The following is an 18,110-nucleotide window of genomic DNA, read 5'->3' as shown; positions in this document are numbered from 1 at the left end:
GGCGGCGCTGGGCAGGCTACGTGGCGGTTCCGATCGCGCTCTGGCTGGCCGTGATGCTCCACGCCATGCATAACTCGTCCACGCAGATCGGCTTCCTGGGCATGTGCCTGGCCTGGATCGTGAACAGCGGCGGCGTGCTGATCGTCCTGGCGACGATCGTGCTGTCGCAGCGCCACGAGCTGCACTGGCTAAACTCCGAGCTGGACGAAGAGGTCGCGCTCAATGTGATCAGCGTAGCGCAGTTCGAGCGCGTGCTGAATCCGCCGCTTCGCTCGCGCGCCGAGCTGCGCCTGCTGCTGACGCGCGGCTGGCTGGCCTATCGCCGGATACGTCGCTTCCATCATCTGCTGACCGAGCTTGCGTTTGTCAAGCAGCAATTGCGACATGGTGATCGCTTCTGCTGCCCCGACGACATAGCCGCCCTGCGCTCGGAGATCCAGGCGATGCAGCATCTACTGGAAGAGCACGGCGGCCATACCGTTTGGTTGTAAGCGCCCCGCAGATCGCCGACGCCGCGATCCTCACCAGGGCGCTCCCGCCTGATGACGTGCCGGTGCTCCGCCCTACACCGCCCTGATGCCGTGCCGGTTTCCGCCCTACACCGCTACGTCACGGCGGCTAAAGCTGATCAGCGCCAGCAGCAGCAGCATGAAGGTCGTTCCCGACAGCACGCCGACATGGAGCGGGTCAAGACCATTGCGCAGCGGATCGTTGCCGATGTAGTAGTAGAAGGGCGATAGCTTCTGCGCGAATTCGAGCTGCTCGACCAGCGGCGCGAGGCCGTGGATGAAAAATCCGGCGATGCCGAGCGCGGTGCTCACCCCGACGCTGAGGCCGCGCCGTCCTGTGGCGCAGCCGAGCGCCAGCGCCAGCGCGCCAAACAGTAGCCCCAGCAGCACCGCGTTGAAAGTCGCCCCCGCCAGCCGCCCGGCGGAGATCGGCATATCGACGAGCGCCACGCCGACAAGCTGCGCCAGCCAGGCCACCATGCCCAGCGCTACGAGCAGCGTACACAGCGCCAGGAACTTTTCGGCGACCACCCGCTTGCGATCGAGCGGATACGCCAGCAGCAGGTCGAGCGTTTTGCGCTCTTCCTCGCCCGCAATCGCCTGCGCGCCCCTGCCGATCCCGTAGATCAGGAACATCAGCGGCAGGATCATCGTAAACAGGCGGCTATTCAGGTAGCCCGCAGCCGACACAATATCGAGATCGCCGATCAGCACGACGATCGCCTGGGGTAGCTCTTCGAGCACCTGCCCAATCGCCGGATTATCCCGAACCGCCGGATACGCGGCCATGACGATCAGGATCATCACGACCAGACCGAGCGCCCAGCCGATCAAGGAGCGCCGCTGATCGTATAAGCTCTTGGCGAACACACTACGCAGCATGATGGTCGTCCTCACGATAATAGCCCAAGAAGATCGTTTCGAGGTCGGGCTGGTGGTTGACAATATCGATCACCTCGAAGCGCGCCGCCGTTTTGATCAGCGCATCGACGGTGCCGTGAAGCGTACACCACACCACGCTATCCGCCACGATCACATCCTGCACCCCGGAGAGGCCATTAAACGCTTCCTGCGGCACCGGCTGCGCAAAGCGGATCTCAAGCCGACGCAGCGCTTTCGCCTTGAGCGCGCGCACCTCTTCGACCGCCACAAGCTGCCCTTCTCGGATGATCCCCACCCGATCGGCCATGCTCTCGACCTCGGCCAGCACATGCGACGACAAGAACACCGTACAGCCTGCGTCCCTGGCCTCTGCAACCATGCGCTGGAACTCCTGCTGCACCAGCGGGTCGAGGCCGCTGGTCGGCTCGTCCAGAATCAGCAGCTCAGGCCGATGCATAAACGCCTGGACCAGCCCAAGCTTCTGCTTGTTGCCTTTGGAAAGCGTCCGAATCCGCCGCGTCAGATCGAGGTCAAGCCGCTCAGCCAGCACGTTGATATACCGCCAGTCGCCGCCGCCGCGCAAGTTTGTAAAATAGGTCAGACTCTCCCGCCCGGTCAGGTTTTCGTACAGCGCCAGATCGCCCGGCACATAGCCGACGCGGCGGCGAATTTCGCGGCTGTGCCCGTGGACATCGAGGCCAAGCACCTGCGCCTGTCCACGAGTGGGCCGGATCAGATCCAGCAGCAGGCGGATCGTTGTCGTCTTGCCAGCGCCGTTTGGGCCGAGAAACCCAAACACCTCGCCGGGACGCACCGCTAGATTCAGATCCAGCACGCCCCGCTTCTGGCCGTACATTTTGGTGATATTCTCGGTGCGGATACTTTCACGCATCCCTGCCTCCGTAGCCCTGATGCAGCCGGTCGATTCGACCCGGCGCGCGCTCTGGAATGTGATCGGAGCGAAGCCGCCCGATGTCGAGCGTGCCTATCTGCTCGGATGGTTGACGTTGGCGCAGTGAGCGACAGCCGGATATTCGACCGCCTGAGGGAGATCCAGATCGTGGGCTCAGCACGCGACCATAGTATCTACGAGCAAAGCTACAGCGGGGTTACGCCATGCCCTGCGACTTGCATCTCACGAGCGCTAGCGGTCAGCGCTGCGACTCGGCGGCGCACACGCGATTGCCAGCGCGCAATCATTAAACGCAGTTCGTCCCGGCGCTGATGACACCGGGACGAACTCTAACGAGCTAGTGCAACGCAGGAGTAATCAGTGCGTCAGGCGCTTATACGTGATGCGGTGCGGAATCTCGGCCTCCTTGCCCAGCCGCGCCCGCCGATCCGCCTCGTAGTCGGAGAAGTTGCCCTCGAACCAGCGCACCTGGCTTTCGCCCTCAAAGGCCAGCATATGCGTCGCGATGCGATCCAGGAACCAGCGATCGTGGCTGACCACCAGCGCGCAGCCCGCGAACTGCTCCAGCGCCTCTTCGAGCGCCCGCAGCGTGTTTACATCCAGATCGTTGGTCGGCTCGTCGAGCAGCAAGACGTTACCGCCCTCTTTGAGCATCTTCGCCAGCAGCACGCGGTTGCGCTCGCCGCCTGAGAGCTGCCCGACCTTCTTCTGCTGATCCGAGCCCAGGAAGTTGAAGCTGGCGACATAGGCGCGCGAGTTCATCTCACGCTTGCCCAGGTTGATGATCTCGTTCTTGTCGGAGATCTCTTCCCAGACGGTCTTTTCAGGATCGAGCGCGGTGCGCATCTGCTCGACATAGGCCAGCTTGACTGTCGGGCCGACCGCGATCTGGCCGCTGTCGGGCTGCTCCTGGCCGGTGATCATCCGCAGCAGCGTGGACTTGCCCGCGCCGTTCGGGCCGATGATGCCGACGATGCTGCCGGGTGGGATCGACAGATCCAGGCTATCGATCAGCAGCCGATCGTCGTATGCCTTGCTCACGCCCTTGAGGTCGATCACCACGTCGCCGAGGCGCGGGCCGGGCGGAATGTAGATCTCAAGGTCTTCGCGGCGCTGCTCCGTCTCCTGGTTGAGCAGGTTCTCGTAGGCCGTGACGCGCGCCTTGCCCTTGGCGTGCCGCGCCTTAGGAGCCATCCGAATCCACTCCAGCTCGCGCTCAAGCGTCTTCTGGCGCTTGGCGTCGGAGCGCTCTTCGCGCCGCAGCCGCTCCTGCTTCTGCTCCAGCCACGAGGAGTAGTTGCCCTTCCACGGAATGCCGTGGCCGCGATCCAGCTCCAAGATCCAGCCCGCGACGTTGTCGAGGAAGTAGCGATCGTGCGTGACGGCGATGACCGTGCCTTTGTAATCCTGAAGATGGCTCTCCAGCCACAGCACCGACTCGGCATCCAGGTGGTTGGTCGGCTCGTCCAGCAGCAGGATCTCCGGCTCGGTCAGCAGCAGGCGGCAGAGCGCCACACGTCGCCGCTCGCCGCCGGAGAGCACCGCGATCGGCGTGTCGCCCGGCGGGCAGCGCAGCGCGTCCATCGCCACTTCCAGCCGGTGATCCAGGTTCCACGCATCCACGCGATCCAGCGCTTCCTGAACCTCCGCCTGCTCTGTCAGCAGCGCGTCCATATCCACATCGGGATCGGCGAAGCGCTCGTTGATCGCGTCGTAGCGCGCCAGCAGATCGACGATCGGCTGGACCGCCTCCTGCACAACCTCTTTGACTGTTTTGCTCGGATCAAGCTCCGGCTCCTGCTCCAACATGCCGAAGCGATAGCCCGGCGAGAGCATCGTCTGGCCGCTGTAGCCATCGTCCTTGCCCGCCATGATCCGCAGCAGCGTGGACTTGCCCGCGCCATTGAGGCCAAGCACGCCGATCTTCGCGCCGTAGAAGAACGACAGCGAGATGTCGCGGATAACCTGCTTATTGGGTGGGAATGTGCGCTGTACGCGCACCATCGAGTAAATGATCTGATCGCTCATGCGCAGCAGTGTACCATACGCGAATGAAAACAAAGGAACAAAGGACCAAAGAACAAAGGACCAAGGAAGATCAGCGTTTTGTGCTCTTGTTCTCAGTGCGGCGTGTGCCGCGCGTGGATATGCTACTATAGCGCGCAGTGCGGCACCGGCTCTGTGCCCGCCGCCTCAGACCGATACTCCTCGCACATCGGAGGCGATGATGAAGCCATCTGACTTTACCTTCGAGCCAGATCTATCCCGCGCCACGACGATCCCCGCAAGCTGGTACCTGGATGCGAGCGCGCTCGCGCTGGAGCAGGAGCGCATCTTTGGCCGCACCTGGCAACTGGTTGGCCGTCTTGAGCAGGTGCGGAGGCCAGGCGATTTCTTTACCTGTACCGTCGTCGACGAGCCGCTGGTCGTCACGCGCGCCCGCGATGGAGCGCTACACGCCTTCTTCAACGTGTGCCGCCATCGGGCCGGACCTGTCGCCCAGGGCGCGGGCCATCGCCAGACGTTGCAGTGCATCTACCACGGCTGGACGTATGACCTCGATGGGCGGCTCAGAACAACACCTGAGTTTGAGGGCGTGAGCTGCTTCGAGAAGGCCGACAACGGGCTGGTGCCGGTTCGTGTCGATACCTGGGGGCCGTTCGTGTTCGTCAACCTCGACGCTTCAGCGCCCTCGCTGGCAGAAACCCTGGGCGCGATCCCCTCAGAAACCGGCCACCTGCCGCTTGAGCGCATGAGCTTCTACAAGCGCGTCGACTACGAGATCGCCTGCAACTGGAAGGTCTACGTCGACAACTACCTTGAGGGCTACCATATCCCGATCTCGCATCCGGGCCTGTTCAAGGAGATCGACTACAGCGCCTACCGCGTCGAGACGTTCCGCTACTACTCCAAGCAGTACGCGCCGATCCGGCACAACCCCGAATCGCTCTACTATCGCAATCTGGAGCAGGGCACCGATGCGCAGGCGCTCTACTACTGGGTCTTCCCCAATCTGATGCTGAACATCTATCCCGACAACCTCCAGATCAATATCATCCTGCCGCTGGGCTACGATCGCACGCTGACGATCTTCGAGTGGTATGTGCTGGACGCGGATCGGCCTGAGATCGCCGAGGACTTCGCCCGCTCGTTTGCCTTCAGCGATCTGGTGCAGCACGAGGACATCGGGATCTGCGAGGCCGTGCAGCGCGGGCTGCGGTCGCGCTCTTACGACCGTGGACGCTTCTCGGTGCTGCGCGAGAACGGCGTTCACCATTTTCACGGCCTGCTCTGTGAGTTCTTGCAGCGCTGAGCCGCCTACGCGATCGGCTGGTGGCAGGGCATGTGCTCATCTTTTCCACAACCGCTACTACCGTCGATCGTTTTCGCTTTAAATTCGGCTGATGGAGCGCGGCGCGAATCATAGCCGACATCTGTGGATAGTCTGTGGAAAACTACAGTTCGTAGTGTCGGATCTGGAGGACAGGCTGCCATCGTGACCGATCGGCGCGGCCACCATGCCGCATGGCATCCTTTTTGGTCGATTAGAATAGGTATCGCACAAGCTGTTGCGCCGCTGAGTTATGGCGACCAAGCGGGCGCGTCTGGATGAGGCGCGCCATACGTCGAGGAGTAGAGTGCCGTGCCGCTGACCCTAGAAAAACTTCAGCAACGTCTCGATCTGATTCAGCATGCCGCCTGGCGCGCGATCGTGCCGCTCGACGGCACGCGCTACCTGCCGCACAGCCCATCGCCGGTCAGCCAGCCCCGCGATGTGCGCGATGCCCCGTGGCAGCCGCTTCGTCGCGGCGATCCGTGGGGCGCGCTCTGGCAGACGGTCTGGCTGCGCCAACCGCTGACGATCCCGCCGGAGCTGCGCGACCAGCCCGTTGCGCTCCATCTGCGCTGGCGCACCGACGCCAACCAGTGGTCGCCCACTGCGATCGAGTCCCAGCTCTTTCTCGACGATCAGATCTTCGCCGGGCTGGACTCCGAGCATCGTCTCGCGCTGCTGCCGCCGCTGGATCGTCCGATCGATCTGTTTGTGCAGGCTCACGTCAACTGCACGCAGCCCTTCGAGGGCTTGGAGCTGGTGCTGCTCGACGAGCCGACCTGGCAGTTGGCCCACACGCTGCGGGTCGCGCTGCAAACCATCAGGCAGATCGATCCCACCAGCCTGGCCTATGGTCGGATGCTGCACCGGCTCAACGCCGCGATCAACATGCTCGATCTGCGGGAAGCACCCGCGACCTGGGTCGGCTCCATCGGCCCGCAGATCGGCACGACGCCTGCCTCGCCGGAGTTCTACGCCTCGGTGCGCGCGGCCAGCGCCTATCTCGACGAGCACCTGCTGGAAGGGCTGGACGGCGGCACGCGGCCACAGATCACGATCACCGGCCACTCGCATATCGATGTGGCCTGGCTCTGGCCGCTGTGGCGTACCCGCCAGAAAACAGCACATACCTTCTCGACCGCGCTGCGGCTGATGGAGCTGTATCCTGAGTATCATTTCACCGCCTCGACGCCGCAGCTCTACGAGTTTGCGCAGCAGGACTATCCCGAACTGTACGCGCGAATCAAAGAGCGCGTGGCCGAAGGACGTTGGGAGCCGATCGGCGCGATGTGGCTGGAGGCCGACTGTAACATTCCATCGGGCGAGTCGCTGGTGCGGCAGTTCTTGTTCGGTATGCGCTTCTTCGCCCAGGAGTTCGGCATCCGCGACCGGGTGCTGTGGATGCCCGACGTGTTCGGCTACTCGGCGGCGCTGCCGCAGATCATGCGCGGCTGCGGCATCGACACGTTCATGACGACCAAGATCAGCTGGAGCCAGTTCAATCGGATGCCCTTCGACACGTTCCGCTGGCGCGGCATCGACGGCAGCGAGGTGCTGACCCACTTCGTCACCACGCCCGATCCGAGCAACGGCTACTACACCTACAACGGCGAGGTCACGGCGGCGGCCATCGCGGGCGCGTGGCGCGAGTATCGCCAGAAGCCGATCAACGACGAGTTGCTGTACCTGATGGGCTACGGCGACGGCGGCGGCGGCCCGACCGCCGATCAGCTTGAGATGGTGCGGCGGCTGAGCGATCTGCCGCAGATGCCGCAGGTGCGCTACGGCAGCGCGACGGAGTACTTCGACCGGCTGCATCGGCGCGTCGCGGACGATCCCCGGCTGCCGATCTGGGTCGGTGAGCTGTATCTCGAATATCATCGCGGCACCTACACCAGCCAGGGCTGGATCAAGCAGGCCAATCGCCGCGCCGAGCAGCTCTACCACGACGCCGAGTTTCTAGCCGCGTGGGCTGTCGCCTCCGGCGCTGCCGACGATCCGCAGCGCGAGCTGCTGAACCAGGGCTGGAAGCTGATCCTGCTCAACCAGTTCCACGACATCCTACCAGGATCGTCGATCCCAGAGGTCTATCAGGACGCCCGCGAGCAGTTCGACGAGATCATGCGCATCGGGCGGCAGGTGCGCGATGCCGCGCTGAGCCAGATCACGGCGGGTAGCGACGCGCGTCTGCTGGCGGTCAATACGCTTGGCTGGGAGCGCAACGATCCGCTCTTCGTACCGCAGGCGCTCGCCGACAGACTGACTGATGAGGCATCCGGCGGTCAGATCCAGCCGGTCGAAACGCTCGACGGCGAGGCGGGCATGCTGGTGGCGGGACTCAACGTGCCAGGCTACGGCACGGTCGATCCGGCGCAGACCGCAGCGAGCGCCGAGCCTGCGCCGCTCACGATCACGACCGAGCGGCTGGAAAATCAGTTCTTCCGCATCGACCTTGACGCCAACGGCGAGATCGCGGCGCTCTTCGATAAGCGCTACGACCGCGATGTGCTTGAGCCGGGCCAGCGCGCCAACCAACTGATCGCCTTCGAGGATCGTCCGCTGAACTACGACGCCTGGGACATCGACATCTTCTACGCTGAGAAGCCGTATCCGGTGCAGGACGTGCAGCGCATTCGTGTCGTCGAGAGCGGCCCGATCCGCGGCGGCGTCGAGATCGTGCGCCGCTTCCTCCAATCAACGATCCGCCAGCGCATCCTGATCTACAGCGCGCTGCCGCGCATCGACTTTGCAACCGAGATCGACTGGCACGAGCACCAGATGTTGCTCAAGGCGAGCTTTCCGGTGGCGATCAACACCACGCGCGCGACGTATGAGATCCAGTTCGGCGCGGTCGAGCGACCGACGCATCGCAACACCTCGTGGGACGTGGCGCGCTTCGAGACGTGCGCCCACCGCTGGATCGATCTGTCGGAGGGCGGCTATGGCGTGGCGCTGCTCAACGACAGCAAGTACGGCCACGATCTGCACCAGAGCGTGATGCGCCTGACGCTGCTCAAGTCGGGCGTCAATCCCGATCCCAACGCCGATCAAGGGCTGCATCGCTTCACCTACGCGCTGCTGCCGCACGCGGGCGACTGGCGCGAGGCCGAGGTGGTGCGGCGAGCGGCGGAGCTGAACACGCCGCTGCTGGCGTATCGTCCGCAAGACTCGGCTGCGGAGCGCTCAGCACACATTTCGACGTTTGTGCGCTGCGATGCGGCACACGTTATGCTGGATACGATCAAAACGGCGGAGGATGGCGACGGGCTGATCGTGCGATTCTATGAGGCGCATAACCAGCGCGGGCCGGTCGCGCTGACGTTCGCGCAGCCCGTGACGAGCGCCGAGGCGTGCAATCTGCTGGAAGAGTCGATCGGCGACGTGGAGCTGGACGGGCACACGCTGCGCTTCACGATCCGGCCCTTCGAGATCAGGACGCTGCGGGTGCGGCTTGGGCGCGAGGGCTAAGGTCCTGCCTGTGCTACAATAGCGCGGTTTTGCGCCATCCAACCCGTGACATAGATGAAGGAGCAAGCAATGGCTACACCAACAATCGTCGTGCTCGAAGGCGATCAGACCGGACAGGAGTTGCTGGAAGAAGCGCTGCGCGTGCTCGATCCGTCCGTCACCAAAGTTGCCGTCAACTTCCAGCGCTTCGATCTGAGCCTCGAAAAGCGCCGCGAGACGAACAATCAGATCGTCCGCGAGGCTGCCGCTGCGATGAAAGAGTCGGGGCTGGGCTTGAAGGCTGCGACGATCACGCCCGAAACCAAGAACGATGTCGGCAGCCCCAATGCGATCCTGCGCAAGGCGATCGACGGCACCGTGATTCTGCGCACCGGGCGCCGCATCCCCGGCATTCGTCCGGTCGGCGGTGTGTTCGCGCCGATCTCGGTGGTGCGCATGGCGGTGGACGATGCCTATGGCGCAGAGGAGTGGCGCGAAGGCGAGGGCCTTGACGAGTGGGCCTACCGCACCGAGAAGATCAGCCGCCGCATCTGCCGCATGGTGGCGGAGTTTGCCTTCCAGCAGGCGCAGCGTGTCAACGGCAAGGTCTTCGGCGGGCCGAAGTATACGGTCAGCCCGATCTACGAGGGCATGCTCAAGGAGGAGATGGACGCCGCCCACGAGCGCTATCCCGATGTGCGCTACTCGCCGCAGCTGATCGACGCGACCTACGCGCTGCTGCTCACCGCGGGCGAGGAGCCGCTGGTGATCCCGTCGCTCAACCGCGACGGCGACTGTATCTCGGATCTGGTGATGCAGATGTTCGGCTCGATCGCGGGCGCGGAGTCGCTGCTGCTGGCCTTCGACGACGCGATGAATACGAAGGTGGTGATGGCCGAAGCGCCGCACGGCACGGCACCGGCGCTCTTCGGCAAGAACGTCGCCAATCCGCTGGCGATGATCCTGGCCGGCGGCTCGCTGCTGAACTTCGTCGGCACCAAGCCGGCCACGCTTGCCGCCCGCGCGATCTCCGAGTCGTGTCTGGAGACGGTCTACGACGGCATTCGCACGGCGGATCTGGGCGGCCACGCCTGCACCACGGAATACACCGACGAGGTGATTCGCCGCGTGAAAACCAAGCTCGAAGTGTGGCCGACGCTGCACTAGCGCGTACATGTGGCGCGTCTGCCAGCCCAGTTACAGCCCACTCTCGCTGCTGCCTGCCGGGAGTGGGCCGCGCTTTTCTGACACTCGCCTTTCGTGCAACGATAGCTTCGATGGTAGCGAACAACATTTGACAGGCATCCAGCGCCAACCTATACTACCCCACCAATCCCGCGATCTCATGTTGGGCAGCAGCATCCAGCGCCTTCTGTCAATGGTTGTGTACACGTGCGTCTCACACCTGACTCTTTGATAAAAAGCTAGTAACGACCAAACGAGACAGCAAACGAGCATTTTAGGACACAGTAGAGCGTCATTAACATCTAATCGATCAAATACATGTTATCAGCTATCAAAAAACGCATCAATCCGCTCGTTTCCAACACACTCTCAGTCACCATTCTACGCGGCACCAACACGCTCACTAGAGTCATCTGTCTCTTTATTATTGCCCGTTTTCTCAATCCCGATCTCTTCGGCATGATCGTCTTCGCGATGACCGTCGCGGAGATCGCCAAGGTCGTCGCCGATTTCGGCGTGGATACGTTAGTTATCCGCGAGTTTGCGACCACCCAGAGCGAGCGGTATCGGCAACGGTTGGCAGGCACGGCTGCGCAGGCAAAAATGGTCTGCGGGCTGATCGCCTATGTGCTCCTGCTGCTCTGCTTTGCGCTCACGCAGCCGCAGGCCCAGCTTCAGATCGGCGCGGTGGCGGGCCTGCTGATCTTCACCGGACTGTGGACCAACTTTTCGCTCAACTACTTTCAAGCGCGGCTGCAAACAAACCAGATCATTGCTCCAGTCATGGTCGTCAACATAGCAACGGTCGGCATCATCGCGCTGCTCTTTCTGATCAGGCCGTCGGCCCTGCTGGGCGTGGCGATGCTGCCTATAGCCGAGGCGATCAGCGCCTCGATCCTGCTCCGGCGCTTTCGCGCACTGGTCCGTATCGACATGGGCGGCGCGTGGATAGCAGACACCTACAGGCTGCTCGTACAAGCCTTTCCGATCGCAGGGACGATCATCCTGGTAACACTCTACACCCGGCTCGACGTGATCGCGCTGAGCAGCTTGGCCGATACCGCCAGCGTCGGCTATTACGGCATCGCTTTTCGGCTGACGGAGCCGGTGCAGCTGGTAGCGGCTGCCTTCGCCATGTCGGTGTATAGCCATCTGGCCGCCACGCTGGCGGACGAGCACAGGCATACCCGGCATCTGATCATACGCTACGGCGCGTTGACAGTAGGCTACGGCGTGCTGTGTGCTATCGCGCTCGCGCTGATCGCGCCGCTGTTGATCCACTGGCTACTCCCACAGTACAGCCCGGCGATCCCGATCCTGCGTATGCTTGCAGTTGCGCTGATCTTTCGGACGCTTAACAGTTGCCTGACCAGCACGATCCAGGCGTACGGCCAGTTCAGCCGGATCACCCGCATCGCCCTCTTGAATCTCTGCGTGATCTGCGGCCTGCTCTTGATGCTTGTTCCGCGACTCGGCGCGCCCGGAGCGGCATTAGCACTGCTCATCGGAGAAGTGCTGAATACGATCATTCAGATCGTGCTGGTCAAGCAGATGATCGACAATCAACAGCAGATTCTTTCCCGCCAGGAGGCTAGCTCGCCATGAGCGATCGAAATACGTTATTCGATGGCTACTTGACCAAGCATCTTTCGCATGTTACTGATCCGCATCAGTTTCGTAAGCGCAAAAAAGAATATTTATTGCTCAACTACAGCCACTTAATCCCCCAAAACCGCGCCGCGCGAATTTTAGAGATCGGCCCCGGCTATGGCGAATTGCTCGAATTACTTGCCGTCGACCGGGGCTATACCTGCGTTCAGGGCATCGATCTGTCTCAGGAAGTCGCCGATTTTTGTAACGCATTCTTGCCGAACGGCACGCTGGTTGTTGAGGATACTGTCGCGTTTCTGGATGCGCATGCGGGCCAGTTCGACTGTATTTTCATGTTTCATGTGCTGGAGCATATCCCGAAGCCGGAGATTCCGATCATGCTCCAGGCCCTTCACCGGGCGCTCAGCCCAGGCGGTGTGCTGGTGCTGGAAGTGCCGAACATGGCGAATCCGTTCATTGGGCTGAATTTTCGCTACGCCGACTTTACTCACGAGGTTGGCTTTACCGAGCTAAGTATGACCTATGTGCTTAAGAGCGCGCACTTTCAGGATATTGCGATTTTCGAGCCGAAACTCCTCAACGATCGCTATGGGCGCCTCCTCCAATCGGTAGCGCGCAAGGCCGTCGATCTGATGCTGACGTTCATCTACCGGGCCTACGCAACACGACGGCCCCACATCGTAGCGCCGGTGCTCAGCGCGTCTGCGGTACGCGGGTGAGCGTGCGATGATCGACCGGACACGCAAAGGCGACGCTTGATATGCGACCACTCCGTATCGCCATACATATCGATGGGCTGCTTGGCGCTGTTCCCGGCGGGCAGGGGCGCGTGATCTATAATCTCATCAAAGAGTTGAGCCAGATCGACCACATCAACCGATACACCCTGTTCGCGGTCCAAGATATGCGGCGGCTACCTGAGGAGATTCGGCATCTGCCGCCGAACTTCCGGCTCCGGCAACTCCCATCGATCAAGCCGCAGTTGCATTTTCTGCTGTGGCACACGCTGCGTCAGCCTCCTGTAGACCTGCCGCGCTTCCTGGGGCCGCAAGAGGTGATCCATGCGATGACGACAGGATTCGTGCCTGCCTACAAACACGCTCGGCTCGTACTGACCGTGAACGATCTGGTTTGCTGGCGCTTTCCGCAGGGCTTAACTCGCTGGGGACGATTTTTTCAACGCTCTGGGCTATGGATCGGCGTGCGCGAGGCAGCCTTGATCGCGACCATCTCGGAGGCTACGCGCCAGGATTTGCTCGTGCAGTATGGCAGCAAGCTCGATGCCGAGCGCGTGCGGACGCTCCCGATCGCCGCGAACGCCATGTTCAAGCCGATCCGCGACGCGCAGCAGATCGAGCAGGTACGACAGAAGTTCGGTATCCGTAACCAATATATCATCAGCATTGGCACGCTGGAGCCGAGAAAAAACCTTGAGCGGCTTTTGCAGGCGTATGCTACACTTCCACCGGAACTACGAACAGCCTATGCCCTCGTGATCGTCGGGCCATACGGCTGGAAGATCACAGGAATCCAGCAACTGATCGACTCGCTTGGACTACAGGATCAGGTTATCTGGACTGGGCACCTGCCCGACCATGAGATGAACATCCTGCTCAGCGGCGCTGCGGTCTTCGCATATCCCAGCCTGTACGAAGGCTTTGGCATCCCGCTGCTAGAAGCAATGCAGTGTGAGGTTCCGATCCTCACCTCAAATGTTTCTTCCCTGCCGGAGGTGGCAGGCGACGCAGCGGTGCTGGTCAAGCCGACCGATGTTGCCGCGATCGGCGCGGGACTACGGCGGCTGCTGGAGGACAACAGCCTGCGCGCGCAACTGATCGAAAAAGGGCGCGTCCAGCGCACCCGATTCTCGTATCGGCGCATGGCGGAGCAATACGTAGATCTGTATCAGGCAGCAGCTACGTTGTAGGTAGACGTCACCGGCAGACCCAAGACGGGCAATCATAACGCGGCGCACTCCAGTGCATCGACGGAGCCTGATGATCTGGGTCAAAAGTAGATGTTCGCGTTCACGGTGATTCAGTTTGTGCTGCGGTGTATCATGCGCTTGCTTGGCCCTGAGATGTACCCCAACTTTGCCAAGTATATGCGGCAGCAACTTCTGCTCATCAACCAGGACTTCATGCTCAGGCGATACGGCTACTGCGTGGAGCGGGAGAACATTGGGAAGGATGGGTTAAGATGAGCGTTCGTCAGCTTCTACTGCTCTCGATCGCCGTGCTCGTGCCATGCATCCTGCTCGCCGTTGGGAACCGCCGCGCGCTCCTGGCCTGGGTTGGGATCACGCTATCGGTCCATATTTTTGATACGTCGATCCTGACCAACTTACCTGCTGGACGGATCGTTGGCCTGATCTACCTGCCACTCGCGATCCTGTCCGCGCCCTGGTGGCTCCGGCTGCGACCGGCGCAGGCGTGGCTGCTCAACTTTGCCTATCTCGTCGTGCTTGGCATTGCCTTCGGCTACATCTGGCCCTGGCCCGACACAACCGGCCACCGTCCGCTGACGATGACCGCTCCGGGCCGCGCCGTTATCTATTCGATCCGCCTCATCAGCGATCTGTCGCTCGCAGTGTTCGTCGCGCGTGAGCTGCAAAAGCCAGGGCGGATTGCCGTATTGGGCCGTGCCATCGTGCTGGGCGCATCACTCACGGCCCTGGCAGGGATCTTCAACTTCATAACAACCATCGATCCGTATTTTACGATCACCGGGCTGCGCGATCTGGCAGGGAATCAGCGCGCACGTGGGCTATCATTCGAGCCGCGTGGGCTGGGCATGGCCTGCGCGTACGGGCTGATGGTGTTGATCGTCATGCCTGGCCGCCTGTCGTTGCATCGACAGGGGCTATTGGGAATCAACCTGCTTGGGCTGCTCGTCAGCTACTCGACCAGCGCGCTGGTGATCTTTGTGGCTGGTTTAGCAGCGGCCTGGCTGTTCCTCTCGAATCGTATCCGGCTGACGATCGCCAGTATCATGCTCGCGACGGGCGCGCTGGTAGCAGCAGCGCCCCTGGTCGTGCCCGACCAGTTCGAGGTTGCCCTGCGCTCGGTGCAGCAGCGCCTCGATCCGAGCAGCGGCCTGCGGACCGAGCCGCCCGACCATCTCGGCGAGGTGATCGCCTATCGCATGGACTCGTTCGACGCAAGCGCGCTTCTGTTCTTATGGGATCAGCCCACCTATGCCTTGATCGGAACGGGGCCGGGGATGATGCTGCTGCCAGCTTCGGAGTATGTGCCGCCAGGCATTTACCGTTTGATCTATCCGCCTGAGAAGGGACTCGACGGCCTCCCGACGCATGGATTACTGCTGGAGGTATCCAACAGCGGCGTGATCGGCTTGAGTATGTGGCTGGTTCAGGTCTTCTCCTGCTATGGCGCGCTCCGTATTCTGGCAAGGCAGCGGGCGGAGCCGGAAACGGCGCGTAACTGGCGCTTTGCCAGAGATCTCTTCTTGATCGGCACCATCTTTTATGTCATCCAGGTCAGCCTCACCTCGCCTGTGTGGAGCATCTTCTTAGGCATTGGCTGGGCTGCTGCGGCAATCGTTGCACAACGCCGCAGCGCTGCTCAGCGGCGCATCCCAGATTCAGAGCCTTCCACCACGCCGCCTGAATACGCTCCCATCACGTGAGACTGGATTGCTGGTATGATGCAATGCGTTCATAGAGGGCACACTATCGATGCGAATTGGATTTGACGCAACGGCGATTCCACACAACCGGACGGGAGCCGGAAACTATATTTTCAATCTTGTTCAGGCGCTGGCGCAGATCGATCGCAGCAACGACTATGCTATTTTTGCCAGGCCCGATCACATCGGCGAGTTCGGCATCGACCAGCCGAATGTGCAATTTTGGGGCGTCGATCTAACCTCGCGGCCTGTGCGGCTGGCATGGGAGCAGGTGGGCCTGCCCTGGAACATTCGGCGGCTCAAGCTCGATCTCTTGCACTCGCCGCACTACACCATGCCGATTCCCAGGCTGTGCAAATCGGTGGTAACATTCTGCGATATGACCTTCTACCTGCTGCCTGAGATGCACAGCCCGTCGAAGCGTATGTTCTTCCAGCGCATGATGCGCTGGAGCGCGCGCCACGCCGACCGCCTGATCGCGATCTCGGAGAGCACCCAGCGCGACGTGATCCGGCTCCTGAACGTGCGCCCGGAGCGCATCGTCGCAACGCCGCTGGCGGCCAGCCCCGACTATCGACCGCTTCCCCAGACGCACGTTGCCCCGGTCTGCGCGCGCTACGATCTCACGCCCGGCCAGTACATCTACTATGTGGGCGTGCTGGAGCCGCGCAAGAACATTCCGGCGCTGATCGAGGCGTACGCGACGATCGCGGCGGAGTTTCCACACGTTCCGCTGGTGATCGCCGGCAAGAAAGGCTGGATGTACGACGAGATCTTCAAGCGGGTGGTCGAGCTTGGCCTTGAGCAGCAGATCCGCTTCCTGGGCTACATCCCCGACGACGACGTAATCCCGCTGTATAATGGCGCGCGGGTCTTCGTCTATCCCTCGCGCTACGAGGGCTTCGGCCTGCCCGTGCTTGAGGCGATGCAGTGCGGCGTGCCGGTGATCACCACCAACGTCTCGTCGATGCCGGAGGTGGCCGACGGCGCGGCGCTGCTGGTGCCGCCCGGCGAGATCCCGGCGCTCGCAGCGGCCCTGCGTGAGGTGCTGACCGACGATGAGCTTGCCCGCGATCTGGCGCGGCGGGGGCTGGCGCGGGCGGCGCATTTTAGCTGGCGGCGCTGTGCCGCAGAGACGCTAGAGGTCTATCAATCGCTGGGCTAGTTTCAAGTTTCAAGTTCAAAATTTCAAGTTTCCCATCTTGGTTCTCGGTGCGCCCAGAGGGCACCCGGTGCTTGGTTCTCGCTTTGTTCTTTGTTTGCGGCAGGCGAGGGGAAAAAAGATGATGGGGGACACCCCCACACCCCCAGCCTGGCGGCCTTGTTCGTTCGGAGCTACGTAGAGTGACCGATATTTCGATTTGCATGGTTTCGCTGAACTGTCTGGACGTGCTCAAAGCTTGTCTTGAGTCGCTGCGGGCAAACCGCTCGTCGGTGAGCTTTGAGATCATCGTCGTAGACAACGCCTCGACGGATGGCACGGTCGAGTACATTCGGCAGCACGCGCCCGATGTTCAGCTTGTGCTCAACGACGACAACGCGGGGTTTACCAGGGCGACCAATCAGGCGATCGAGCGCAGCACGGGCAAGTACATTCTCTGGCTCAACACCGATACGATTCTCAAGCCCGACTCGCTGAGGAGATTGCAGGACTTTCTGGAAGCCACACCACAGGCGGGGATTGTCGGCCCCAAGGTGCTCAATCCCGATGGCACGTTTCAGCCGCAGTGCAAGCGCGGCCTGCCGACGCCGCTGGCCTCGCTGTGTTATATGCTGAAGCTCGACCGCCTGTGGCCGAAGAATCGCCTGGTCGGGCAATATCTGCTAACATATCTGCCGGTGGAGCAGGCGCATCAGGTCGATGCGGTTTCCGGCTGCTGCCTGATGGCTCGTCGCTCCGTGTGGGAGCAGATCGGCCCGCTCGACGAGCAGATCTTTGCCTTCGGCGAGGACATTGATTGGTGCGTCCGCGCCAACGACGCGGGATGGCAAGTATGGTACTATCCCGGCAGCAGCATCGTTCATCTGAAAGGACAAGGCGGCGTTCACTCTAAGCCGTATCATAAAGCGTGGGGCATGCACCAGGGGATGTGGGTGTTTTATCGCAAACACCTGATGAAGCGCTACCCCTGGCCTGTAACAGGGTTGGTATGGATCGGCGTATGGGGTGATCTGGCGCTCGCGAGTATGAATATCTGGATTCGCCGTCATGTATCGTCGCGGCTGCGGCGCTCGGCTTGACTCCAGGCTATTGACTCTCAGCAATCGATCGAGTAGAGTACAGATTATGGATGTGTCCCCGCGCAGATTCAGGGAGCATACAATCCCCCCGTTCGCATTCTTGCCCACTACCAACCAACATCATGCCTGCTTCGATATGAACGCGCTAGCAGCGACTCCGCCATCGACGTAGATGGAGCCTCGACGTTCGATCACAATCTGTCCGCCGCAGCCCGTCGGCGCGGCATGGCTGTTCGTCGAATCTTGAGCTTTGAGCCGGTATCTCAAGGAGCACGTATCGATGCATCGTTTAGCAACCAACAAACAGCTCCCCATACACAGCCGCCTCCGTGTTCGTCCA

Annotated in this window: 13 protein-coding genes; 10 read left to right on the top strand and 3 right to left on the bottom strand. The window is 61.8% G+C overall.

From position 1 onward, the window contains the following. The coding region (locus VFZ66_05135; GenBank protein ID HEX6288552.1) for a hypothetical protein at window positions 1–491 on the top strand (491 nt) is incomplete at its 5' end. Window positions 492–596: 105 nt separating this feature from the next. Here VFZ66_05135 and VFZ66_05130 read toward each other — a convergent pair. The 3 genes from VFZ66_05130 to ettA form a co-directional block, all read right to left on the bottom strand. Continuing rightward, window positions 597–1,391: an ABC transporter permease subunit gene (locus tag VFZ66_05130; GenBank protein HEX6288551.1), complete on the bottom strand. Its 795-nt coding sequence runs from the start codon at window positions 1,389–1,391 to the stop codon at window positions 597–599. After that, complete coding sequence (locus VFZ66_05125; GenBank protein ID HEX6288550.1) at window positions 1,381–2,283, bottom strand: ABC transporter ATP-binding protein; 903 nt, start codon at window positions 2,281–2,283, stop codon at window positions 1,381–1,383. The genes VFZ66_05130 and VFZ66_05125 overlap by 11 nt, the downstream gene beginning before the upstream one ends. 378 nt (window positions 2,284–2,661) lie before the next feature. Continuing rightward, window positions 2,662–4,332: an energy-dependent translational throttle protein EttA gene (gene ettA, locus VFZ66_05120; protein HEX6288549.1), complete on the bottom strand. Its 1,671-nt coding sequence runs from the start codon at window positions 4,330–4,332 to the stop codon at window positions 2,662–2,664. A 196-nt stretch (window positions 4,333–4,528) separates the two neighbouring features. Between ettA and VFZ66_05115 the strand changes: the two genes are divergently transcribed. The 9 genes from VFZ66_05115 to VFZ66_05075 all read left to right on the top strand — a co-directional run bounded on the left by VFZ66_05115 (window position 4,529) and on the right by VFZ66_05075 (window position 17,770). Further along, window positions 4,529–5,617, top strand: coding sequence for an SRPBCC family protein (locus VFZ66_05115; GenBank protein HEX6288548.1), 1,089 nt, complete (start codon window positions 4,529–4,531; stop codon window positions 5,615–5,617). Between the two features lie 330 nt (window positions 5,618–5,947). Next, window positions 5,948–9,106: an alpha-mannosidase gene (locus VFZ66_05110; protein ID HEX6288547.1), complete on the top strand. Its 3,159-nt coding sequence runs from the start codon at window positions 5,948–5,950 to the stop codon at window positions 9,104–9,106. 69 nt (window positions 9,107–9,175) lie between these two features. Continuing rightward, window positions 9,176–10,252: an isocitrate/isopropylmalate family dehydrogenase gene (locus VFZ66_05105; GenBank protein HEX6288546.1), complete on the top strand. Its 1,077-nt coding sequence runs from the start codon at window positions 9,176–9,178 to the stop codon at window positions 10,250–10,252. 336 nt (window positions 10,253–10,588) lie between these two features. Beyond that, a complete protein-coding gene (locus tag VFZ66_05100; protein ID HEX6288545.1) occupies window positions 10,589–11,875 on the top strand; it encodes an oligosaccharide flippase family protein in 1,287 nt (428 codons plus the stop codon). Continuing rightward, window positions 11,872–12,600 carry a class I SAM-dependent methyltransferase gene (locus VFZ66_05095; protein ID HEX6288544.1) on the top strand — a complete coding sequence of 243 codons (729 nt, stop codon included), beginning with the start codon at window positions 11,872–11,874 and terminating at the stop codon, window positions 12,598–12,600. The genes VFZ66_05100 and VFZ66_05095 overlap by 4 nt, the downstream gene beginning before the upstream one ends. A 41-nt stretch (window positions 12,601–12,641) precedes the next feature. Beyond that, complete coding sequence (locus VFZ66_05090) at window positions 12,642–13,808, top strand: glycosyltransferase family 1 protein (GenBank protein HEX6288543.1); 1,167 nt, start codon at window positions 12,642–12,644, stop codon at window positions 13,806–13,808. 272 nt (window positions 13,809–14,080) lie between these two features. After that, the gene (locus VFZ66_05085) at window positions 14,081–15,529 is read left to right on the top strand and encodes a hypothetical protein (GenBank protein ID HEX6288542.1); all 1,449 of its coding nucleotides are present in this window, start codon (window positions 14,081–14,083) and stop codon (window positions 15,527–15,529) included. Window positions 15,530–15,578: 49 nt separating this feature from the next. Beyond that, window positions 15,579–16,694, top strand: coding sequence for a glycosyltransferase family 1 protein (locus tag VFZ66_05080; GenBank protein HEX6288541.1), 1,116 nt, complete (start codon window positions 15,579–15,581; stop codon window positions 16,692–16,694). Between the two features lie 179 nt (window positions 16,695–16,873). Further along, on the top strand, window positions 16,874–17,770 hold the full coding sequence (locus VFZ66_05075) for a glycosyltransferase family 2 protein (GenBank protein HEX6288540.1): 897 nt from the start codon (window positions 16,874–16,876) through the stop codon (window positions 17,768–17,770). Window positions 17,771–18,110 lie beyond the last annotated feature (340 nt).

It is taken from the genome of Herpetosiphonaceae bacterium, assembly GCA_036374795.1.
GTDB lineage: Bacteria > Chloroflexota > Chloroflexia > Chloroflexales > Kallotenuaceae > LB3-1.
Note: the sequence above shows the minus strand (reverse complement) of the source record. Positions and strands in the feature narration are given on the sequence as shown.